Genomic DNA, 22,020 nt, shown 5'->3' with positions numbered 1-22,020 from the left:
GCGCCGGCGGAGCACTCCCCGACCTCATCGCACTCACCGGCGACGCAGCCCGCGTGGTGACGATCGCGCCCGACTTCACCGCGGCGGCTCTCGGGAGGCGGGACAGGCCCTCGCGGACGGTGCGGGCGCGGTTCTCGCCGACGCCGTCGACGGTCTGCAGGTCGTCGATGCTCGCGGCGAGCAGCTTCTGCAGATGCCCGAAGTGCTCGATCAACCGGTCGATGACCGCGCCGGGGAGGCGGGGCACCTTGGCCAGCAGCCGGTAGCCGCGCGGGGTGACCGCCGCGTCGAGCTGCTCGGCGCCACCGAGCTGCAGAGCACGGGCGACCTGGCCGATGTCGAGCAGGTCGGTCGGGCTGACCGCGTCCAGCTCGAGCAGCACGTCGTCGGCCGTCTTCGACTTGCGGCCGGTGGACGGCGGCAGGTAGTCGCGCACGACCAGCTCACGTTCGCCGGCGACTCCCGCGACCAGCTCGTTGAGCTGCAAGGTGAGCAGCCGGCCGTCGGTGCCGAGCTCGACGACGTACCCGTCGATCTCGGTCGCGATCCGGCGGACCATCTCCAGCCGCTGGGCGACCGCGGCGACATCGCGCACCGTGACCAGGTCCTCGATCTCCAGCGCGGACAGCGTGCCGGACACCTCGTCGAGGCGGAGCTTGTACCGCTCGAGCGTCGCGAGCGCCTGGTTCGCCCGGGACAGGATCGCGCCGGAATCCTCCAGTACGTAGCGCTGGTCGTCGACGTACAGGGCGATGATGTGCATCGACTGGGAGACCGAGATGACCGGGAAGCCGGTCTGCCGGGCGACCCGGTCGGCGGTCCGGTGCCGGGTGCCGGTCTCCTCGGTGTGGATCGACGGGTCCGGCATCAGGTGCACGGCGGCGCGCAGCATCCGGCTCATGTCGCGGTCGAGGATGATCGCGCCGTCCATCTTGCTCAGTTCACGCAGGCCGGTGGCGGTGAACTCGACCTCGATCTCGAAACCACCGGTGGAGATGGAGTCGACCGTCTTGTCCTGGCCGAGCACCAGCAGGGCTCCGGTCCGGCCCCGCAGGATCCGTTCCAGGCCTTCACGCAATTCGGTACCGGGTGCCACGGCTGCGAGGGTCGCGCGCATCCGGGCGTCGGTGCTGTTCTTGTCGGGATTGGGAGCCACGATCACTGAGTCTATGCGGCTGAGCGGGGTGCTGTGGACGCGTGGGCCCCTTTGCGGCCCGTCGGCTTGACGGCGACCGAGTCGCGCTTGCAAACGCCCGTGCAAACGATCGTGCACAAGGCCTGTGCACTAACTTTCCCGCGTGAAAGCCGGTACGCCGTACCGCTGGCTGGTGCCGGCCACCTACTGACCGCGGCTTGTGCAACGGGTTGTTCACGACTTGCGCTCCCGGCGCGTCGCGTTGCCGCGGGGCGGGTCAGGGGCAGCGGATGATCTGGCCGGCGTACGAGAGGCCGCCGCCGAAGCCGAACAGGAGGACCGGAGCACCGGCCGGGACCTCGCGGCGCTCGACCAGCTTGGACAGCGCGATCGGGATGCTGGCCGCGGAGGTGTTGCCGGACTCGATCACGTCCCGGGCGATCACCGCGTTGACCGCGCCGAGCCGCTTCGCGAGCGGGTCGATGATGCGCAGGTTCGCCTGATGCAGCACGACGCCGCCGAGCTCTTCCGGGGTCACGCCACCCTTCTCGCAGACCTGCTTCGCGATCACCGGCAGCTGGGTGGTGGTCCAGCGGAAGACACTCTGGCCTTCCTGCGCGAACGTGCCGTCCCGGCCCTCGATCCGGACCGCGTCCGACATCTCCGGCACCGAACCCCAGACGACCGGGCCGATCTCCGGCTCGTCGGTCGCGACCACGACGGCCGCGCCGGCGCCGTCGCCGATCAGTACGCAGGTGGTCCGGTCGGTCCAGTCGGTGAAGTCGCTCAGCTTCTCGACGCCGATCACCAGCGCCTTCGACGCGGCACCCGCGCGGATGGCGTGGTCGGCGGTCGCGAGCGCGTGGCTGAACCCGGAGCAGGCCGTGTTCACGTCGAGTGCGGCCGGGCTGCCGAGACCGAACCGGGCAGCCACCCGGGCGGCGATATTCGGGGACCGGTCGAGCGCCGTACAGGTCGCGACGACGACGAAGTCGATGTCCTTGACGTCGATCCCGGCGTTCGCGACGGCCTTCTCGGCGGCTCGCCAGGCCATCTCGTCGACCTGCTCGTCGGGCGCGGCGATCCGGCGTTCCTTGATCCCGACCCGGCTCTGGATCCACTCGTCGTTGGTCTCGACCATGGTGGCGAGCTCGGCGTTGGTGAGCACCCGCTCCGGCTGGTAATGGCCGAGCGCGACAACTTTGGATCCGGTCATGCGAGTGCTCCTCCGGTGAGGCAGCGGTCGTGGGGGCACCCACCAGAGTACGTTCCGGCCTACTGGCGCGTAGACAGCCGTCTCACGGCTGAGCGTCCGGTGTGGGGATCACCACAGGTCGCGTGCAGGGCGGGCCGGTTCGCGGGCAGCCGCCGGCCGTCAGGCGAGGCCGGCGGCCAGCAGGGCGGCCTGGATGTCGCCGGCGGCGAAGGTGCGCAGCCCGTACTTCGCCTGCATGTCCATCGGCTTGGAGTCCTTCGACCGGTTCGGCACGTCGGCCGGGATGATCGCCTTGGTGAAGCCGAGCCGGGCCGCCTCGGCGAGCCGTTTCTCCAGGCCGCCGACCCGGCGGACCTCACCGGCCAGGCCGACCTCGCCGATCGCGATCAGGCCGGGATGGATCGGCCGGTCCATCACCGACGACGCGACCGAGATGGCAACCGCGAGGTCGGCGACCGGCTCGGTGATCTTCACCCCCCCGACGGTCGCGACGTACACCTCCTGGTCGGTCAGCTTCAGGCCGGCCCGGTTCTGCAGCACCGCCAGCACCATCGCGACCCGGGACGACTCGAGGCCAGACGTCGTACGCCGTGGTTGTGGTGCCGCCGACGGACCGACCAGCGCCTGTACTTCGGCCAGCAGGGGCCGGCGGCCTTCCATCATCACCGTCACGCAGGTGCCGGCGACCGGTTCGGCGTGCTCGGAGACGAACAGGCCGCTCGGGTCGCTGACCTCGATGATGCCGGTGTCGACCATGTCGAAGCAGCCGACCTCGTCGGACGGGCCGAACCGGTTCTTCGTCGCGCGCACCATCCGGAAGCCCGAGTGCCGGTCGCCGTCGAACGCGAGCACCACGTCGACCAGGTGCTCCAGCATCCGCGGCCCGGCGATCGCGCCGTCCTTGGTGACGTGGCCGACCAGGACGACCGCGATGTTGCGCTCCTTCGCCAGCCGGACCAGGGCGCCGGTCACCTCGCGGACCTGGGTCACGCCGCCGGGTGCGCCGTCGACCTCGGGGTGCGCCATGGTCTGCACGGAGTCGATCACCAGGAAGACCGGATCGACCGCGTCGACCTGGCCGACCACGGCGCCGAGGTCGGTCTCGGCGGCGAGGAAGAGTTCGTCGACGAGTGCGTCGGTGCGGCCGGCGCGCAGCCGGACCTGGGCGGCGGACTCCTCGCCGGAGACGTAGAGGGTGCGATGCCCTTGGCGCGCGGACTGGGCGGCGACCTCGAGCAGCAGGGTGGACTTGCCGACGCCGGGCTCACCGGCGAGCAGGATCACCGCGCCGGGAACGACACCGCCGCCGAGCACGCGGTCGAGCTCACCGATGCCGGTCGGGCGGGACTCGGCCTCGACCGCGGAGACCTTGGCGATCGGCATCGCGGGCGAGGAGACCGGACCGGCGGTGATCCGGGCAGCTTTGGGCGCGCCGACCTCGGCGACCGTGCCCCACGCCTGGCACTCACCACAGCGCCCGATCCAGCGCGGCGTCGTCCATCCGCACTCACTGCACGCGAACGGCGACTTCCCCGTCGTCTTGCCCCTCGCCTGTGCCCCTGCCTTCACCATCCCGCCAACCTAAGCGACCCCACCGACAAAACCACCAACCACCAGCCTCATCAAGAAAAGAAGGCGGGAGAGAGGCGGCACACCCGCTCACCTATCGGCGGAGGCGGGTGATGAGGCGGCGGAGCCAGCCGGTGGCTGGGTGAGGGGTGGGTTCCTCCGGGACTGGTTGTACTTCGGTGGCTTGGGCGGCGGTTAGGTAGTGGGTGAGGAGGGGATGGTTGTCGGAGCCGCCGCGGAGTAGGGCGCTTTGTTCCAGGTAGGTGCGGGCCTTGGCGAGGTCGCCGGTGAGTACCGCGGCGGAGCCGAGGTGTTGCAGGCAGCGAGCGCGCCCTTCGCGTTCGTCGATCTCGGCGTAGAGATGCTCCGCATGTTCCCACCATTGACGAGCCTCGCGCGGATTCTGCTGCATCCACGCAGCGACGCCGATCAGTTCTTGAGCGTGTGCCTTGCCGCTGACGTCTCCACCAGCGCCCGCCCGTGCCGCAGCAGGCCGCAACTGATCCAGCGCGCCCTCCGGATCCTGCTGATGGAGATGGACGATCGCCAGGTTGATCTGGATCGCGACATCTCCGGCAAGGTCCGGCCCCGGCCGACTCAGCCTCGCGTCGTCCAACCGATCCCGTGCATTCAGCACCGCGTCATCCCGGTCGTTCCCAGCCGGAGCGCTCTCCGCTCGCGCGAGCTGCAGCAGCGCCCGCTCGACATGACGACGAGTGGTCAGCGCGGCCGCAGTACGACTGTGTGGCGCGATGTTGTTGGAGATCCCCAGCCGCGTACTCGCCGATTCCAGATCACCCATCAGCCGGTACGCCGTTGCCGCGCGCGCCGCGGCGAGTTCGGCCAGATCGCGGCGACCGCAGCCGTCGGCAAAGGCGGCCAGGTGCTCGCTCATCGTCAGCAGCTCGCCAGCTGCTCGCTTCCGCACGTACCAGGCGTCCAATGCATCGCAGATCCTCGCGATGTCATCCGCTGCTTCCTCCTGAGGCTTCTCAGCCAGCAGTAGTTCGCGCAGCATCGGCTCGTTCTGCTCGAACCATTCAGCAGCAGCCATGCCACCCGCATCTGAACCCAGCGACACCAGCCACTGCTCAGCTTCTTCTGCAGCCGCATGCAGTTCAGTCGCCTGACGTGGCGCCGCTGCACGCCAGGCGCGGTACCTCCGTAGCCCGACAGGTGCGTTGTAAATCGCCCAGATCAGCGCGAAGCCGATGGTCAGGCTGAAGCCGACGACGCTGATCCAGCCACCACTGTCGAGACTCTGCGAGAGCTTGTCGCCGGCCAGCCCGGACAGTAGCGCCGAAGCCAGCGCACTGATTCCGAAGAAGTCTCCCCGCCGCCGCGTCCGCTTCTCATCTACTGCCGGTGGTTCAGGAGGTGTCGTCACGGCTTGCTCCCGACAGTGAGCCCACGAACCACCGTCTGCCAGAACGTCAGCAGCAACACGACCGGCACCACAGATGCGACGACCGCAGCAGCCGCCACTGTCCCAGCCGACGTAGAGAACTGCCGCGCCTCACCCCACAACACCAGCGACAACGGCGTAGTACCGGCTCCGCTGATCAGGAAGCCGACGATGAAGTCGTTCCACACCAGGGCAAACTCCAGCACAGCCACGGCAACCAGTGCAGGTCGGTAAGTCCGCTGCGCAGTAGCCAGTACTGCGCTCTGTCGCGCAGGCCCCTGCAACGCCTCGGCGACCAGTGCGGGCGGAGCCGATGCGAAAGCAGACCGCAGCAGCAACACCGCAAAGGGAAGACCCGCTGCCGCATGGACCAAGGCAAGTGCGACCCGCGACCCAGCAAGGCCGGCCGTGCCGATCGCATCACGCAGCGGAGCGGCGTACATCTGCACTGGCGTGACAGCCAGCACCACGAAAGCCGACATGACCACGCGTCCAAGCCAAGTCGGCAGCCCGCCCCAAGCGACCAGGTAGGCAGTCGGCACAGCAATGACGAGTAGTACTGCGGTAGCGATCGCAGAGATCAACACAGTCGACAACAAGGCGCGTAGCAAACCCGCGTTTGCTGCGGCACTGAACGACGAGAACCCAAGCCCGTCGGTCGACCACCAGCCGCGCAATCCTGCCTGTTGTGGTGAATGCAAGGCGGTAGCGACCAGTACGACTGCCGGAAGGATCCAGAACAGCGCGACCACAAACCCGACCACCCGGCCCGTACGCCGTACTCGCCGGCTCGGCTGGTGTCTGCGGAGCGACGGATCGGGCGTCACCACGGAGACCGGCATCGCCCAGCGTCGCCGGCGCAACCCGCGGACGCCGATCACCGCTACTGCGGCGACTATCGCGAACAGGACGACGCCGAGCGCCGCAGTACGGCCGGAGTTGTCACCTGCGCTGGTGGCTCGCCACCAGTTGAGTCCGAGGACATCGGCGTCGCGCTGCATCGGGCCGGGAACCACGATGAGCACCAGGTCGAAGACGCGAACGGCAGCGATCACCAGAGTCAGCGTGACCACGCCGGTGATGGGTCGGAGTACCGGCAGTTCGAGAGCGCGGAGGCGTCGCCAGCCGGTGACGCCTTCGACAGTGATGGTTCTGGTCACGTCGTCCGGGATGGCGTCGAGACCTGCGCGGAACAGCGATACGACGTACCCGAGCCAGGTCCAGCCGAACGCGGAGATGAGCACGAGCCAGAACAGGCCGGGGCCGAGCCAGACCGGGCTGGAGCCGAAGAGTTTGGTGAAGACTGCGGTGACTGTGCCGTGTTCGGGGGCTGGGTCGAAGATCAGCCGGAAGGTCGCGCCGGAGACGAGCACCGACACCGCGAAGGGAATCACCAACGCTGGTTGGAGGAACGAGGTCACGCCGGGCAGTCGGTAACTCAGTAGAGCCAGCAGGAAGCCGACCACCACGAGCGCGAGTGCTACACCGATCCACGCGAGACTGTTGCCTACAGCATGTAATGCTGCGCGGTCTCCCATCACCGCGAAGTTCCCCAGGCCGAAGGAGCCGTCAGGTGTACGGAAGGCGGCCACTACGGTGACGGCGATCGGTATCAGCAGCACGCTGCTCAGTAGGAGGGCTGGGAGGCCAAGTAAATAAGGCCCTGCTGGCCGACGCGGCTTGCCGGGGACAGGACGGCCGCTGATCTCGCGGCCGACGACCTCCAGTGACAGACCGTTGCTCTGCAGACCCATCAGCCCTCCACCTGCTTCAACTCGGCCAGTGCGTCGTCCACAGCGTCCGCTACCAGCTCGCTGCCACGGTTGCCGATGCGGACCAGGAAGTCGGTCAGCACTCGCCAGAGCCCGTTGATGTCGCCCAGCCGCCCGAGTCGGTCCGACAGGTCGAACTGCAACGAGGTCCCGGGAGTCACCAGTTGCTCTGCGAGTCTGGTGAGCTCGGGGGAGTAGCCGGTGGTCCGGCCGTCGGCGAGGAAGCCACCGGTCGCGATCCAGGGATCCACTGCGGCAGGCGCCGCCAACCGGCGTACGAGGTCCTTCGCATTGTCTGTCGTGGGCCGGGGCAACACCATCACGTCGCCACCGACGACCACCGGGGCCGCAGTACCGGCGCCGATCGGTGGGAAGGTGAACAGGCCGATGTCGGCCGGGTCGGCGGCGAAGGAGCGCACCACTGGTTCGGCGAAGTCGGAGGCGAGCACCATGGCCGCACGACGGTAGCCGAACACCTCCACGATCGCATCCGGGAACTGCTGGGTCAGCGAACGCTCTACTCCACTGACGAAGGTCCCTGGCGCAGACCACATCGACCCGAGCAGGCGTAGCGCTGCTGCGAACTCTGGCGACTGGGAGGGCCGTGGATGGTTCGCTGTCGAGAGTGCGCGATAGGTCGACGGCGAGGAGCCGAGCAGTACGTTCTCCAGGAAGTCAGTGAGCACCCAGCCGTCTCCTGCTCCTAGTGAGAGCGGCCGGATGCCTTGTGACGAGAGAGTGCGGTTGAGAGTCAGCCAGTCCGACCACAGCTTCGGCGGCTCCACACCGGCCTGCGTGAAAACCGACGGGCGATACCAGACGGCCGACTTGTGCGCTGTCTTGAACGGCACCCCGTACGTCGTACCGTCGTGCACCAGAAGCTCGTCCCAGAGCCGGGCGCGACCGCGAGCTGCCAGGTCGTCCGGCATCGATTCCAGGTCACGCAGGTGCTGTTTGACGAGACCCGGTTGCGGCAGCATGACGATGTCCGGCCGCCGGGTGGACCGCGAGCCGAACGCGGTGGAGATGTCGTCGCCGAGCGGGACGACCTCGACCGGGTAGTCGAGCGGGCCGAGGGCGTCGAGGACGCTGTGGAAGGCGCGGAGTTCGGCGCTGCTCCAGCTGACCGCGATCCGTACGCTCCGCCTCAGTCCGAGGATGTCGCCTGAACAGCCTGAGAGGGCAAGGGTGGCTGCTGCACCGAGGAATACCCGGCGGCTAGTCGGTGACAAGACGGAACCCCGTTGCTCGTGCGGCGTCGGTGGTGATCAGTAGGAGAGCAGCGGACCAGAGCTCGGGATTGTGGTCGAAGCGCAGCAGGGATCCCCAGGTGGGAAGGCCTGCGGCGTCTTCCAGCACGATCACTGCAGGGTGGGCGCGCAAGGCGCGAGCCACGCCGGCTAGGCGACGGCGGCCGGGAGTGATCTCATGTGGGTAGCGCTTCAGCACGTCCTCGAGACCGCACCGCGCAGCCGTCTCCCGACTCTCCTCGGCAGCTGCTTTGTGGGTGACCTGGCGACTACTCGTTTGGCCGTGGATGACGTTCCCGAGCACTGTGAGATGCGGCAGCAGACCACCCTCCGCGGGCACCAGCCGGACCGCGCCCTCGACTTTCACAACCTGTCCGTCAGCAGGCTCGTCGATCCCCGCGATCAGATCCGCACACCGTCGCGCAGTAGCCGCGTCCGCGACCACCAGCGCTCGCTGCTCACCGACATCGATCCGCAGCGGCCGCGACATCCCCGGCAACCCTTCGAGCCGCACTCCATCCATACCGCGCCGGCGCCTCCTACTTCAGTGCAGAGCCTTCCTCGCCCCGCCGCCCCGCTCAGGGGCCGACCAGTCAGGGCCGAATGCCCACCCTAGGGCCCCCACCGGTCCACCGCAGCCCCCACGTGTGTCTCCGTCAGGACACCTCCGGTCCACCGCAGTCCCGCGTCCGTGTCTCCCCCCAGAACGCAGAACTCTCGGACACCTCCCAGGAACCTCGGACACCCTCCGGGAACCTCGGACACCTTCCGGGAACCTCGGACACCAGGTCGGGGGTGGGGTCACGTAATAACTTGTCCACCACTGCCGACCTGGTGTCCAGGCCCCCGAGATGGTGACCGAACCCACGCCAACTTGTGCGAGGTTCGGCGTACCGACGGACAGGAGGTAGCCGAGGGCAACTAATCCACGTGGCGTGAATTGGCGCCGCGAGTACACCGTCTCCAGGTGCTCTACCTGTCCGCCGGTACACCAACCACTCAACCACCGACAGCGCCGTCCTGCTCCGCTCCTCTTGTGCCGCTTAGCCCCCTGCTATAGGAGGGGGCGAACCCCAGTACGTGGGAGCGAGGCCGCCTCTTCGCTGGTTCTGTCGCGCAGGACGCGGGTTGACCAGGCGGCGGGGTCAGTACGCGGGTACGCCGGTACGCGGCTCGGCCGGCCTCGCTGGTCGCGCCGGGCGAGAGGGCGAGAGGGACGGGCAGGGCGGCTTCGGTGACCGACTCACGATCGCATGCTTCGACGTGCCACCCACCCGGTCGGCGGAATCGCTTGAGCTCGCCTGTCTCGTGCGCGTGGCTAACCACGGACTGGCCTTCAATTGGCACGCCGCCGCCTGCCGGTGCCAGCCTCATTTGCTCTTCTTTTCTTGTTCCCTTTTTGTGTTTCTTGTGAGGGGGTTCGCTGTCAGTACGTCTTGCTCCAGATGTTGATGGCGTAGTCGACTTCGGTGCCGGGGTGGGTGGCGATGATGGCGTCGGCGTCGGCGGGTTTGAACTCGATCCGGATGACGGCTTCGAGGTCTTCGCGGGTGGTGAAGCGCCAGCCCATGTCGAGGGGAGTGCGGTGCCAGCCGCGGGCGGTCCAGAAGCGCTCGACCTCGGCCGGCTTGATCATCGGGTAGTACTGGCTGAACCAGCGACCGAAGGTCGATCGGCTGCCGTCGTTGTCGATCACGAAGGCGGTGCCGCCGCGGCGCATCACGCGGTCCAGTTCGGCAAGCCCCGGTTCGCACCCGGGGCCGAAGAAATAGGCCCAGCGGGCATGCATCACGTCGACCGACGCATCGGGGACCGGAAGTTTCTGCGCGGTTCCCTGCCGTACTTCGACATTCGGGAGATCCTTCGTACGCCGGCGTGCCGCGTCCGCCAGCCTTCCATGCGGCTCCACCCCGACCACCTTCGCTGCCGTCGCCGCGAACCGGGGCAGGTGGAAGCCGGTACCGCAGCCCAGGTCGAGCACGTTCGCGCCGGCCCAGTCGCGCTGGGCCAGCATCGTCTGCTCGATCACGCCGTTCGGGTCGACCGCGTGGTTCTCGATCTCGTAGACATCGGCGTGGTGCCAGATGTTCGGACTGGGAATCCCGCCGTCGGCGATGCTCATGGATCCAGACCCTAACTACTCCAGCCGCAGGAAGAACTCAGCCGGGTCGCCGCCGTGGCCGGGCTCGCCCTCGGCCAGCATCCGGAAACCACATTTCTGCAGCACCCGCAGCGATCCGGGGTTCGCCTTGGAGACATCGGCGTACAGCGGGCGCTCGGGCTGTTCGGTCAGGAACGCGGTCAGCGCGGCCGTGGCGATGCCGCGTCCCCAGTACTGCCGGCCGAGCCAGTACCCGACGCGCCGATGTCCTTCCTCGTCCGGCCAGCTGACCAGGTCGCCGACGACCTCGTCGCCGACCAGGATCGCGAACATCTGATTGAGCGGGTTGGCCATGTTCCTGGCGCGATGGGCGTAGAAGGTCTCCTCGTCACGAAGCGGCATCCCGACCATCTCCGCCGCGACCGGGTCGGAGTTGAAGGCGAAGATGGTCGGGAGATCGTCCTCGGTGAGCGCCCGCAGGCTGACTTCTTCCATACCCGAACGCTAACCGTTGCCGCCGACAGAAACCGTTCTAGGCAAGGGCATCCACGGGTCGGCCCCGGGTCGCCACGGCCAGCAAGGCCACGGGGAGCAGGAGGCAGGCGCAGAGTACGGCGAGCCAGTGGAAGCCGAGGTGCGCCAGGATCGGGCCGGACGCCGTACCGGCGATCGACGCGAAGGAGCCCATCGTGAGGTCCGACAGGCCTTGCGCGGAGGTGCGAATGTCTTCGGGGACGGATCGCGACAGCAAGGTGGAGCCGGAAACCAGGCAGGCGGACCAGCCGAGGCCGAGGAGGACCAGGGCGAGCGCGGTCAGGCTGTGCGCCTCATCCGGTGCGAGGGCGGCGACGGCCATCGCCGAGGCGAGGATGCCGAGACCGAGCCCGACGGTCGGAATGCGGCCGATCCGGTCAGTCAGCCAGCCCATCACCGGCGACAGTGCGTACATGCCGGCGACGTGGCCACTGATCACGAAGCCGACGATCGTCAGCGAGGCGCCGTGGTGGCGCAGGTGCACCGAGGTCATCGACATCACGCCGACCATCACGGCATGCGCGGTCGCGATCGCCAGCAGGCCGAGCCGTGCGTGCGGGATCGCCATCACCCGGCGGAAGGTCGTTGCCAGCGGCTGGCGTTCCAACCGCGCTCGCGGAGTCACTTGCTGGAGGCGGCGAAGTCCGAACCATACGGTCGCGAGGCCGAGACCGAAGGCGACGACGGAGAAGAGGTAGGGACCGGCGAGAGGGAGTACGCCGAGTTTCGAGCCCGCGGAGCCGCCGAGGCCGGTGAGGTTCGGGCCGACCACGACGCCGATGGTGGTGGCCCAGACGACGACCGACAGGGATCGCGCGACGTGCCGCGGGTCGGCGGCATCCGTCGCGGCGTACCGGCTCTGCAGGTTCGACGCGGAGCCGCTGCCGAACAGGCAGCCCGCGAACAGCAGCAACGCCATCGAGCCGATCTGGGCGGCGACGATGGAGAGGAGGGCTCCCGCGGTCGCGATCAGGTAGCCGGCGGTCAGCGAGACCCGGCGGCCTTGTGAACGGGCAAGACGAGCCAGCGGTACGGCGAGGATCGCGGCGCCCAGCGTCGTCGAGGTCGCCACCAGCCCGGCCATCGAGGTCGACCCGGAGATGTTCTCGGCCAGCAATCCAGCCACCGCGAACCCACTCGCCACGGCGACCCCGCCCAGCACGTTGCTGACCACCAGCACCCGCAAGGTCCCGCGCTGTAAGTCGGCTGGGGTCGCAGACTCGGAAGGCTGGTTGTCAGGATTCGAAGTGGCGGTCACGCCTTACCTTCTCATCGGATGGTTGCTCCGGCAGCGAGACCGGTAGGGTCTTTGTGTAACCTCCTGACGGAACTACCTGACTTGGAGTCCGGATGCCCGCATCGATCGCGATCGTCCCAGCCCCCCGCGAGCTCGTCGCCGAAGCGGGGCAGTGGGTCAGCGCCGACCCGGTCGCCGAGGCGGTCCGGACCGTGGTGGAGAACCTTGCCGAGACCGAGTACCGGATCGACGTGAGCTCTGAGGGCGCCCGGCTCTCCGCAGGCTCGGAGGAAGCGCTGCGGTACGCCGAGTCGACGTACCGGCAGTTGCTCGACTCTGCCGAGCAGGTCGACGGCGGACTCGCAGTACCGGCTGTCCGGATCGCCGACGCGCCGCAGTTCGCTTGGCGCGGGATGATGCTCGACGTCGCCCGGCACTTCATGCCGAAGGATTTCGTCCTCCGGCTGATCGACGCGCTCGCGCTGCACCGGTTGAACGTGCTGCACTTCCACCTCACCGACGACCAGGGCTGGCGGGTCCAGATCGACGCCTACCCCAGACTCACCGAGGTCGGCGCGTGGCGGCCGGAGACCATGGTCGGCAAGATGTCGCACGGTCAGACGGAGTTCACCTACGACGGCACCCGGCACGGCGGGTTCTACACCAAGGACGAGCTGCGCGAGATCGTCGCGTACGCCGCCGAGCGGGGCATCACCGTCGTCCCGGAGATCGATCTGCCTGGTCACATGCAGGCCGCGATCGCGGCGTACCCGGAGCTCGGCAACCACCCCGACCGGCAACTCGGCGTACGGCAGGTGTGGGGGATCAGCGAGGACGTGCTGAACGTCAACGACGAGACCGTCGAGTTCGTCAAGACGGTGCTCCGCGAGGTGCTGGAGATCTTTCCCGGCCCGTACATCCACCTCGGTGGCGACGAGTGCCCGGACGGTCAGTGGCGCGAGTCCGAGGCGGCGCGGCAGAAGCAGGCCGAGCTCGGGCTGACCGATGCGAGCCAGCTGCAGGGCTGGTTCACCGCGCAGGTCGCGGAGGTGCTGAGCGAGAACGGCCGGCGGCTGGTCGGCTGGGACGAGATGGTCGAGACCGACTGCCCGCGGGACGCGGTGATCATGGCGTGGCGCGGACCGGACCGCGGTGAGGTGGCGGTGAAGGCCGGCCACGACGTGGTGATGGCGCCGAACCAGTCGGTGTACTTCGACTACTACCAGGGCGACCCGGCGACCGAGCCGCTGGCGATCGGGAACTTCACGCCGCTGGAGAAGGTCTACGACTTCGAGGTGATCCCGCCCGGCCTCACGGCGGAGGAGCAGGCCCCGATCGTCGGTACCCAGTGCCAGATCTGGACCGAGTACATGGAAGACCCCGACCGGGTCGGCTACATGCTCTTCCCGCGCTTGAGCGCCTTCTCCGAACGCGCCTGGGGTTCACCGAAGACGCCGTACGCCGACTTCCTCACCCGCCTCCGCCCCCACCTCGCCCGCCTGGAAGCCCTCGGCCTGAACTACCGGCCCCTCGACTGAGCATTGAGCCTGGTTCCCTGACCTTGCAGATACTGCCGGGGTAACTAAAGTCGGCTCAGGCTGTTAGCACGGGTAGACGGCCTGAGACGTGGAGAACCAGGCCAGCTCGGGAGGTCCGATGACTGCGGTGGGGCCGCTGGACGCGATGTTCTTGCTGGGGGAGACGCGCGAACAGCCGATGCACGTCGGCGGTCTAATGCTGTTCGAGTTGCCCGACGGAGCGCGGGACCAGGTCTTTCCGGACGGCACCCGGGACTACGTGTCGCGGATCTACTCCGAGATCATCGAGAACCAGACGGTCAACCCGCTGTTCACTCGGCGGGTGCGGAATCGGGCGCTTGATCTGGGTTATTGGTCGTGGGAGCAGGATCGGGAGATCGACCTGGAGTACCACGTCCGGCTGTCCGGGCTGGCTCGGCCGGGGCGGTACCGGGAGCTCTTCGAGCTGACCAGCCGGCTGCACGGGACTCTCCTCGACCGGCGACGGCCGCTGTGGGAGATGCACGTGATCGAAGGCGTGCAGGGCCGGCGGTTCGCGATCTACTCGAAGATCCATCACTCGCTGGTCGACGGCGTCAGTGCGCTTCGGTTGATGCAGGCATCGCTGACTGCCGATCCGGCGTTGACCGAGATGCCGGCGCCTTACGCACTGCCCCACGGACCGTCTGTGGAGCCTTTGGATGAGCGATCGGGTGGCCTGCCGACTCCGGCGGAGTTGGTGGCGGCTGCCGGGCGGATCTCTGGCGAGGCGAGCCGGATGGTCGGTGGTGCGGGCCGGGCGATGGGTGGGGTCGGGCGGTTGCTGGCCGATCTCGCCGGGTTGTCGCCGGTCGGGTTGCGGAGTGCTTTGTATGCGTTGCAGCACGAGCATTCGTCGGTCGCGTTCAAGGCGCCGCAGACGGTTTTCAACCAGCCGATCACCGGTTCGCGGCGGTTCGCGGCGCAGTCGTGGCCGATGGAACGGTTGGAGAAGGTCCGGGCGATCACCGGGGCGACGCTCAACGACGTGATGCTGGCGATGTGTTCAGGTGCCCTGCGCAACTATCTTCTGGAGCTGAATGCCCTTCCAGACAAGGGAATGACGGCGATGGTACCGGTCTCGTTGCGGGCCGCCGCCGATGCGCCGGGTGGCGGCAACTCGCTGGCGACGCTGATCGCCGATCTCGCCACCGACGAACGCGACCCGGAGCGCCGGATCGACCGGATCATCGAATCCACGACGTACGGCAAGAGCGTTCTGTCGCAACTGACCCCGCTGCAGAACCTGATGATCGGCGCCCTCGGCCTCGGCTCGGCCGGCCCGGCGGCGGTGATCCCCGGACTCGCCGGGCGCACACCCCCGCCGTACAACCTGGTCATCTCCAACATCCCGGGCCCGCCGGACAGCCCGCTGTACTGGAACCGCTCACGTCTGCTCGGCATGTACCCGGCGTCCATCGTCCTGAACGGCCAGGCCCTCAACATCAGCATCACCAGCTACGACCATCAACTCCACTTCGGCCTCACCGGCTGCCGCCGCACCGTCCCCCACCTCCAACACCTACTAACCCACCTGGAGACGGCGCTAAAAGAACTCGAAGCGCTCTAGAGGCGGACGATGCCGTTGGGGGTTTGGAAGACGGCGGCTACCAGGCCGGGCTGGCCGTTGGGGCCTACCCAGGCGACGTCGAGGTCGTCGAGGAGGTGGTCGGCGGGGTGGCCGATCCAGTCGGTGACGCGGGCCGGGTCGCCGGCGATCTCGAGGGCGGTGAGTTTGACGTTCTTGCCGCCGACCGACGGGTGCTGGGTCAGGTCGTCCCAGTGGATGAAGAACGGCAGTTGCGGGTCGGCGATCAGGCCTTTGACGCCGATCTGCCGCCAGGTGATGTTGACGCCGTCCGGACGGTGCCGGTTGCCGGGGACGGCGTCGCGGCCGAGCCGCTGCTCCATCCTCGCCATGTCACGGACCGCGACGACCCAGCCGAGCCAGCCGCCGCCGACCTCCTTGCGGGCCCGGACGGCCTGGCCGAACGGCGCCTTGTCGGAGGCGGGGTGGTCGAGCACGTCGACGACCTCGATGTAGCGGTCACCTTCGAGCGGAAGGATGTGATTCACGGTGCCGAACCGCGGGTGCACACCGCCGTCGACGAACTCGGCGCCGAGTGCGGCGGACAGCCGTTCGACCGTCGCCTGATACCCGTCGGGACCGGCCGCATATGAAAGATGATCCAAGCGCATGCCAGTCATTGTGGTCCCAGCTACCGACAGTTGCTGAAGTCGGGGTGTCGAAGAGAGGGCACCCTTACCTACATTTCCCTGGGGTTCTACGCTCGACATCATGCGCATCGTGGTCATCGGCGGCACCGGTCATATCGGCACCTACTTGATCCCCGAGCTGGTCGCTCGTGGCCATGAGGTCGTCGTCCTGAGCCGCGGTGAACGTACGCCGTACCAGGACAGCGGTGCCTGGCGTCAGGTGGAGCTGCAGCAAGCCGATCGCACCGCCGAGGACGCCGCCGGGACCTTCGGCAGACGGGTCCGTGATCTGCAAGCGGACGCAGTGATCGACCTCATCTGCTTCACCGAAGACAGCGCCCGGCAGCTCGCCGAGGCGCTCCAAGGCGAGGTCGCGCACCTGCTGCATTGCGGCACGATCTGGGTGCACGGTCCGAGCACCGTCGTACCGACCAAGGAAGACGCGCCGCGGACACCGTTCGGCGAGTACGGCATCCAGAAGGCCGCCATCGAGCGCTACCTGCTGACCAAGCCCCAACTGCCCGCGACGGTCATCCATCCCGGGCACATCAGCGGCCCCGGCTGGGCCCCGCTCAACCCGGCCGGCCACTTCGATGTCAGCGTCTTCAAGAAGCTTGCCGACGGCGCCGAACTCGCCTTGCCCAACCTCGGCCTCGAGACCGTTCAGCACGTCCACGCGGCTGACGTCGCGGGCGTATTTGTCGCCGCACTGGCGAACCGATCCGTCGCGATCGGCGAGAGCTTCCACGCGGTCGCCGACGGTGCGATGACACTGCGCGGGTACGCCGAGGGCGTCGCGCGCTGGTTCGGGCAGCAACCCAATCTCACCTACCTGCCCTGGGCAGAGTGGGCCGAAACCGTCCCCGAGCGCGACGCCGCCGCGACCTGGGATCACATCGCGCACAGCCCGCACTGCTCGATGGAGAAGGCCGCGCGACTCCTGGGCTTCCGCCCGCGCTACTCCCCGCTGGAGACAGCCCTGGACGCACTCGCCTGGCTAGTGGAGAACAACAAGCTCACTTAGAAGCTGGGTGCGGCAGCAACGGCTTCGCGGCTTCCAGTCGCTGACGGCACAGCTCAGCCAGTACGTCGTACGCCTTGAGCCCCATCAGTGTCTGCAGCTCCACCTTGCTCGACTCGAAGACGGCCTCGACGCCGATGTGTGCCTCGGTGTTGCCGGTGCAGTACCAGTCCAGGTCGTGCCCACCCGGACCCCACCCGCGCCGGTCGTACTCACCGATACCGACTTCCGTGTACGACGTACCGTCGGGCCGCTCGACCTCGCGGAACGTCCGCCGGATCGGCAGCTGCCAGCACACGTCCGGCTTCGTCTCGACGAAGTGCACGCCCTTCTGCAGAGCCAGCCCGTGCAGCGCGCAACCGCCACCACCCGGGAAGTCCGGCCGGTTCAGGAAGATGCAGGCGCCTTCGAAGACCCGGGTCTTGCGGTCGCCGTCGTCGTCGGTCTCGACCCAGCCGTTCGTCTTGCCTTCCTTGCGGAACTGCCAGTCGTCCTTGCCGAGCTGCTTGACGTACCCCTTGACCCGCTTCTCGTCGTCCTCGTCGGAGAAGTGCGCGCCGAGCGTGCAGCAGCCGTCGTTCGGGCGGCCCTTGTAGATGCCGCGGCAACCACCGCCGAAGATGCAGGTCCAGTTGGACGTCAGCCAGGTCAGGTCGCAGCGGAACACCTGGTCGGCGTCATCCGGATCGACGAACTCGACAAAGGCACGGGGGAAATCGAGAGAGACCTCAGGCACCTGGAAAGGGTACGTCCTTACCTGCGATCCATTGCTACTGCGCGCCCGTCGGAGAGTCAATTCTGAGACAGGACGCCGCACAGGGACCGGGTGACCAGTCCGGGTCCAGTAGCGTGGAGGGTATGCGGCTCGGCGTACTCGACGTGGGATCCAATACCGTCCACCTGTTGGTGGTGGACGCGCATCGTGGTGCCGCGCCGCTGCCGGCGTACTCGCACAAGACCGAGCTGCGGCTCGCCGAACACCTCGAGAAGGACGGCCGGATCGCCCAGTCCGGCGCCGACGAACTCGTCTCCTTCATCTCCGAGGCCGCCGAGCTCGCCGAGGACAAGGGCTGCGAGTCCGTCCTCGCCTTCGCCACGTCGGCACTGCGCGAGGCCCCGAACGGCGAGAAGGTGCTGGACAAGGTCCGCTCGAAGACCGAGGTCGATCTCCAGGTGCTGACCGGCCAGGACGAGGCCCGGTTGACCTTCCTCGCCGTACGCCGGTGGTTCGGCTGGTCGTCCGGCCGGCTGGCCGTGTTCGACATCGGCGGTGGATCGCTGGAGATCGCGGCCGGGTCCGACGAGGAGCCGACCGTCGCCGTCTCCGTTCCGCTGGGCGCCGGGCGGCTGACGCGCGAGTCGTTGACGGCGGACCCGCCGGACAAGGACGAAGTACGGGCTCTGCGCAAGCGGATCCGGGTGGAGATGGCGGCTGTTGCGGGCGACGTACTGCGGGCCGGCAAGCCACAGCGGTCCGTCGCCACCAGCAAGACGTTCCGGTCGCTGGCGAGGATCTGCGGGGCGCCCCCGTCCGACGAGGGGCCGTATGTGCCGCGCTCGCTCGACCGGGACGCCCTGAGTGAATGGATGCCCAAGCTGATCGGTATGACGGCCGCCGAGCGGGCCGAGCTGCCCGGAGTCTCGGCCGGGCGGTCGACCCAGCTGGTCGCGGGCGCGCTGGTCGCCGACGCGGTGATGGACCTGTTCGACCTGACCTCGCTCGAGGTCTGCCCGTGGGCCCTGCGGGAGGGCGTCATCCTGTCCCGTCTCGACCAGTTGCAACCCCGCTAATCGAAAGCACCGTGATGAACACCCGCAAGCCCACCGCGAAGATCGGCCTCTCCACCGCCTCCGTCTACCCGGAGTCGACCGCCAGCTGCTTCGAGCTGGCCGCCCGGCTCGGGTACGACGGGGTCGAGCTGATGGTCGGGATCGATCCGCTCAGCACCCAGATCGACGCGGTGGAACGGCTGGTCGACTACCACCACCTGCCGGTGATCGCGATCCACGCGCCCTGCCTGCTGATCACCCAGCGGGTCTGGGGGACCGATCCGTGGGAGAAGCTGGAGCGCAGCGCCGAAGCGGCCAAGAAGCTCGGTGCCGATGTCGTCGTCGTGCACCCGCCGTTCCGGTGGCAGCGTGACTACGCCCGCGGTTTCGTCGAGGGGATCGCCCGGCTGGAGGCCGAGACCGGCGTCGTCTTCGCGGTCGAGAACATGTACCCGTGGCGCGCCCCGGGCAAGGGACTGCAGGCGTACGCGCCGAGCTGGGACCCGACTGAGCAGAGCTACGCGCACACCACGCTCGACCTGTCGCATTCGTCGACCGCCGAGCAGGACTGCGTCGAGCTCGCCGCGACGATGGGCAAGACCCTCAAGCACGTCCACCTCACCGACGGCACCGGGTCGGCGAAGGATGAGCATCTGGTGCCGGGGCGTGGCACTCAGCGCGCTGCTGATCTGCTGAACGGCCTTGCGGACAACGACTTCCGTGGTCACATCATCATCGAGATCAACACCCGGCGCTGTTCCAGCCGGTCCGAGCGCGAGATCGATCTGGTCGAGTCGCTGGAGTTCACCCGCAAGCACTTCGTCCGGACCGCCGACGCCGTCTCCCGCCGCTCGGCCTTCGCCGTGACCAGCGACGGAGAGGTGTCGGAGCTGACCCCATGACGGCCGGTTCCCGCAGTACGCCATCCTCCGGTACGCCGTCCGCCCGCCCTTCGTCTTCCCGTACGCCGGGGCGTCGGCCGGGTGGGCCGGATACCCGGGGTGAGATTCTCCGGGCGGCCCGGGAATCCTTTGCCGGTAAGGGATTCGCCGCCACCTCGATGCGCGGGGTCGCCCGTGAGGCCGGTGTCGACGCCGCCCTCGTGCACCACTATTTCGACAGCAAGGACGAACTCTTCATCGAGTCGATGGCGCTGCCCATCGACCCCCGCCAGATCGCCGCGACGATCCTGGGCGGACCGCGCGACCAGCTCGGCCGCCGGATCGTCACCACCTTCCTGGGCGTCTGGGAGTCCACCGACGGTCAGCAGCGGATGAAGGCGATCATGCGCAGCGTCGTCACCAGCGACGACGTCGCCCGGCAGATGCGCGAAGGCATCACCGAGATGATCATCGGCCCGGTCGCGCAGGCACTCGACACCCCGGATGCTCGCCTCCGAGTCTCCCTAGTCGCCACCCAACTAGTCGGCCTCGCCCTGACCCGCTACCTGGTCGAACTGGAACCGGTCGCCTCCGCCCCCATCCCCGACCTCATCAACCGCCTAGCCCCAGTAATCCAGCACCTCCTCACCGCCTGACACACCTCTCAACCCCCATCATCGGTCCCTTGATCCCCGGCGTGTTGCCGTTCATCGGTCCGAAGTTCCTCGTCGGCACCGGCACCGGCACCGGTCACGGTCACGGCATTGGCTTCTCGGGACCGATGAACGGCAACACGCCGGGGATCAAGGGACCGATGATGGGTTGAGGGTGGCGGGGGGGTGCGGGGGGTCGGGTCTTGTGGGGGTGGGGTGGGTGGGTTAAATTCATCGCATGGTGAAAAACGCGGTGACGTGTCGCGACGTGGTCGTGGTGCGCGGCGAGCGGGAAGTCCTGCACGGCGTGGGGTTCGACCTCGCCGTCGGGTCCGTGACGGGATTGCTGGGGCCGTCGGGCTGCGGCAAGACCACCTTGATCCGGGCGATCGTGGGGCTGCAGGCCAAGGTCACCGGCACCGTCGAGGTGCTCGGCCTGCCGGCCGGTGCGACCAAACTGCGCGGCCGGATCGGCTACCTGACGCAGGAGCCGAGCGTGTACGGCGATCTCACGGTGACCGAGAACCTCCGGTTCTTCGCCGCGGTCCTCGGCATCGCCGCCGCCGACGTCGACCGGGTGATCGACGCGGTCGACCTGCGCAGTCATGCCGACGCCCGGGTGGACCGGTTGTCCGGCGGTCAGCGCTCCCGCGTATCGCTCGCCGCCGCGCTGCTCGGCGACCCCGAGCTGCTGGTCCTGGACGAGCCGACGGTCGGGCTGGACCCGGTGCTGCGCCGCGACCTCTGGGAGCTGTTCCACCGGCTGGCCGCGGCGGGCGTGACGCTGCTGGTGTCCAGCCACGTGATGGACGAAGCCGTTCGGTGCGACCGCCTGCTGCTGATGCGCGAGGGCGACCTGCTGGCCGACGACACCCCGGCCGCGCTGCTCGAATCGGTCGGCACCGACGACATCGAGCAGGCCTTCCTCACCTTGATCGACCGGAAAGCAGGAGTCCGATGACGCTGCGAGTGACGTTCGCGATGGCCGCCCGAGTGCTGGCGCAGCTGCGTCGCGACCACCGGACGGTGGCGATGCTGATCGTGATGCCGGCGCTGCTGGTGACCTTGATGTGGTGGATGTTCCACGACTCGCCCGGCACCTTCGACCGGGTCGGCGGCCCGCTGCTGGCGGTCTTCCCGTCGATCATCATGTTCATCGTGACGTCGGTCGCGACCCTGCGGGAACGGACCACCGGCACGCTCTCGCGGTTGTTCACGCTGCCGATGGGCAAGCTCGACTTCCTGCTCGGGTATGCGCTCGCGTTCGCCGTGATCGCCGTGATCCAGGCGGTCGTGGTGGTGTCGATCTCGCTCTACGCGCTCGACCTCGACGTCCGGGGTTCCGCCTGGCAGCTGGGGCTGGTCGCTGTCCTCGACGGCGTTCTCGGTACGGCGCTCGGCCTGTTCGCGAGTGCTTTCGCGGCGACCGAGTTCCAGGCGGTCCAGATGATGCCGGCCGTGATGATTCCGCAGCTGCTGCTCTGCGGGCTGCTCATCCCACGCGACCGGCTGCCCGGCGTACTGCATGCCGTCAGCGACGTCCTGCCACTCTCGTACGCCGTGGACGCGGTGGTCGGAGTTGCCAAGGGCAACGGTTTCGGCTCCGGGGTGGGCGGTGACGCGCTGGTGGTCGCCGCCTTCGTGGTCGGCACCTTGGTCGTCGGCGCGGCCACCCTGAAACGCCGTACCGCCTGAGGTTCTGC

At 68.3% G+C, this 22,020-nt stretch carries 21 protein-coding genes; 9 read left to right on the top strand and 12 right to left on the bottom strand.

Annotation, left to right across the window (positions count from 1 at the left end; genetic code table 11):
* From disA to ABZ004_RS04230, 10 genes are all read right to left on the bottom strand, one after another.
* A partial coding sequence (disA, locus tag ABZ004_RS04275) for a DNA integrity scanning diadenylate cyclase DisA (protein ID WP_355678300.1) occupies positions 1-1,156 on the bottom strand: 1,156 nt, incomplete at its 3' end.
* A gap of 256 nt (positions 1,157-1,412) precedes the next feature.
* The gene (locus ABZ004_RS04270) at positions 1,413-2,351 is read right to left on the bottom strand and encodes a beta-ketoacyl-ACP synthase III (RefSeq protein ID WP_355678299.1); all 939 of its coding nucleotides are present in this window, start codon (positions 2,349-2,351) and stop codon (positions 1,413-1,415) included.
* A 159-nt stretch (positions 2,352-2,510) separates the two neighbouring features.
* A complete protein-coding gene (gene radA, locus ABZ004_RS04265; RefSeq protein ID WP_355678298.1) occupies positions 2,511-3,923 on the bottom strand; it encodes a DNA repair protein RadA in 1,413 nt (470 codons plus the stop codon).
* A gap of 91 nt (positions 3,924-4,014) precedes the next feature.
* On the bottom strand, positions 4,015-5,307 hold the full coding sequence (locus ABZ004_RS04260; RefSeq protein WP_355678297.1) for a tetratricopeptide repeat protein: 1,293 nt from the start codon (positions 5,305-5,307) through the stop codon (positions 4,015-4,017).
* Positions 5,304-7,079: an ABC transporter permease subunit gene (locus ABZ004_RS04255; protein ID WP_355678296.1), complete on the bottom strand. Its 1,776-nt coding sequence runs from the start codon at positions 7,077-7,079 to the stop codon at positions 5,304-5,306. The genes ABZ004_RS04260 and ABZ004_RS04255 overlap by 4 nt, the downstream gene beginning before the upstream one ends.
* Positions 7,079-8,329 carry an ABC transporter substrate-binding protein gene (locus ABZ004_RS04250; protein ID WP_355678295.1) on the bottom strand — a complete coding sequence of 417 codons (1,251 nt, stop codon included), beginning with the start codon at positions 8,327-8,329 and terminating at the stop codon, positions 7,079-7,081. The genes ABZ004_RS04255 and ABZ004_RS04250 overlap by 1 nt, the downstream gene beginning before the upstream one ends.
* Positions 8,316-8,870: a hypothetical protein gene (locus tag ABZ004_RS04245; protein WP_355678294.1), complete on the bottom strand. Its 555-nt coding sequence runs from the start codon at positions 8,868-8,870 to the stop codon at positions 8,316-8,318. Before ABZ004_RS04245 ends, ABZ004_RS04250 begins: the two co-directional genes overlap by 14 nt.
* A 903-nt stretch (positions 8,871-9,773) precedes the next feature.
* Complete coding sequence (locus tag ABZ004_RS04240) at positions 9,774-10,469, bottom strand: class I SAM-dependent methyltransferase (RefSeq protein ID WP_355678293.1); 696 nt, start codon at positions 10,467-10,469, stop codon at positions 9,774-9,776.
* Positions 10,470-10,484: 15 nt separating this feature from the next.
* The gene (locus tag ABZ004_RS04235) at positions 10,485-10,943 is read right to left on the bottom strand and encodes a GNAT family N-acetyltransferase (protein WP_355678292.1); all 459 of its coding nucleotides are present in this window, start codon (positions 10,941-10,943) and stop codon (positions 10,485-10,487) included.
* Between the two features lie 37 nt (positions 10,944-10,980).
* Positions 10,981-12,240 (bottom strand): MFS transporter, encoded by a 1,260-nt coding sequence (locus ABZ004_RS04230; protein ID WP_355678291.1) that lies wholly within the window; start codon positions 12,238-12,240, stop codon positions 10,981-10,983.
* A gap of 92 nt (positions 12,241-12,332) precedes the next feature.
* On the opposite strand from ABZ004_RS04230, the gene ABZ004_RS04225 reads away from it, so the two are divergent.
* Both ABZ004_RS04225 and ABZ004_RS04220 read left to right on the top strand, forming a co-directional pair.
* Positions 12,333-13,757 carry a beta-N-acetylhexosaminidase gene (locus tag ABZ004_RS04225; protein ID WP_355678290.1) on the top strand — a complete coding sequence of 475 codons (1,425 nt, stop codon included), beginning with the start codon at positions 12,333-12,335 and terminating at the stop codon, positions 13,755-13,757.
* A 118-nt stretch (positions 13,758-13,875) separates the two neighbouring features.
* On the top strand, positions 13,876-15,345 hold the full coding sequence (locus tag ABZ004_RS04220; RefSeq protein ID WP_355678289.1) for a wax ester/triacylglycerol synthase family O-acyltransferase: 1,470 nt from the start codon (positions 13,876-13,878) through the stop codon (positions 15,343-15,345).
* On the opposite strand, the gene ABZ004_RS04215 is transcribed toward ABZ004_RS04220, so the two are convergent.
* Positions 15,342-15,974 carry a VOC family protein gene (locus ABZ004_RS04215; RefSeq protein ID WP_355678288.1) on the bottom strand — a complete coding sequence of 211 codons (633 nt, stop codon included), beginning with the start codon at positions 15,972-15,974 and terminating at the stop codon, positions 15,342-15,344. The genes ABZ004_RS04220 and ABZ004_RS04215 overlap by 4 nt on opposite strands.
* Before the next feature lie 100 nt (positions 15,975-16,074).
* On the opposite strand from ABZ004_RS04215, the gene ABZ004_RS04210 reads away from it, so the two are divergent.
* Positions 16,075-17,016: an NAD-dependent epimerase/dehydratase family protein gene (locus ABZ004_RS04210; protein WP_355678287.1), complete on the top strand. Its 942-nt coding sequence runs from the start codon at positions 16,075-16,077 to the stop codon at positions 17,014-17,016.
* Here the strand turns inward: ABZ004_RS04210 and ABZ004_RS04205 are convergent.
* Positions 17,009-17,749 carry a hypothetical protein gene (locus ABZ004_RS04205; protein WP_355678286.1) on the bottom strand — a complete coding sequence of 247 codons (741 nt, stop codon included), beginning with the start codon at positions 17,747-17,749 and terminating at the stop codon, positions 17,009-17,011. The genes ABZ004_RS04210 and ABZ004_RS04205 overlap by 8 nt on opposite strands.
* 122 nt (positions 17,750-17,871) lie before the next feature.
* Between ABZ004_RS04205 and ABZ004_RS04200 the strand changes: the two genes are divergently transcribed.
* The 6 genes from ABZ004_RS04200 to ABZ004_RS04175 all read left to right on the top strand — a co-directional run bounded on the left by ABZ004_RS04200 (position 17,872) and on the right by ABZ004_RS04175 (position 22,012).
* Positions 17,872-18,804, top strand: coding sequence for a Ppx/GppA phosphatase family protein (locus ABZ004_RS04200; RefSeq protein ID WP_355678285.1), 933 nt, complete (start codon positions 17,872-17,874; stop codon positions 18,802-18,804).
* A gap of 14 nt (positions 18,805-18,818) precedes the next feature.
* A complete protein-coding gene (locus ABZ004_RS04195; RefSeq protein WP_355678284.1) occupies positions 18,819-19,685 on the top strand; it encodes a sugar phosphate isomerase/epimerase in 867 nt (288 codons plus the stop codon).
* Positions 19,682-20,320 (top strand): TetR family transcriptional regulator, encoded by a 639-nt coding sequence (locus ABZ004_RS04190; protein WP_355678283.1) that lies wholly within the window; start codon positions 19,682-19,684, stop codon positions 20,318-20,320. Before ABZ004_RS04195 ends, ABZ004_RS04190 begins: the two co-directional genes overlap by 4 nt.
* A 29-nt stretch (positions 20,321-20,349) precedes the next feature.
* Positions 20,350-20,490 carry a hypothetical protein gene (locus tag ABZ004_RS04185; protein ID WP_355678282.1) on the top strand — a complete coding sequence of 47 codons (141 nt, stop codon included), beginning with the start codon at positions 20,350-20,352 and terminating at the stop codon, positions 20,488-20,490.
* Positions 20,491-20,555: 65 nt separating this feature from the next.
* The gene (locus ABZ004_RS04180) at positions 20,556-21,278 is read left to right on the top strand and encodes an ABC transporter ATP-binding protein (RefSeq protein ID WP_355678281.1); all 723 of its coding nucleotides are present in this window, start codon (positions 20,556-20,558) and stop codon (positions 21,276-21,278) included.
* A complete protein-coding gene (locus tag ABZ004_RS04175; RefSeq protein WP_355678280.1) occupies positions 21,275-22,012 on the top strand; it encodes an ABC transporter permease in 738 nt (245 codons plus the stop codon). Before ABZ004_RS04180 ends, ABZ004_RS04175 begins: the two co-directional genes overlap by 4 nt.
* Positions 22,013-22,020 lie beyond the last annotated feature (8 nt).

Source organism: Kribbella sp. NPDC006257, assembly GCF_040613535.1.
Classification (GTDB): domain Bacteria; phylum Actinomycetota; class Actinomycetes; order Propionibacteriales; family Kribbellaceae; genus Kribbella.
The sequence above is the reverse complement of the archived record's forward strand: the minus strand, read 5'-3'. Positions and strand labels throughout refer to the sequence as shown.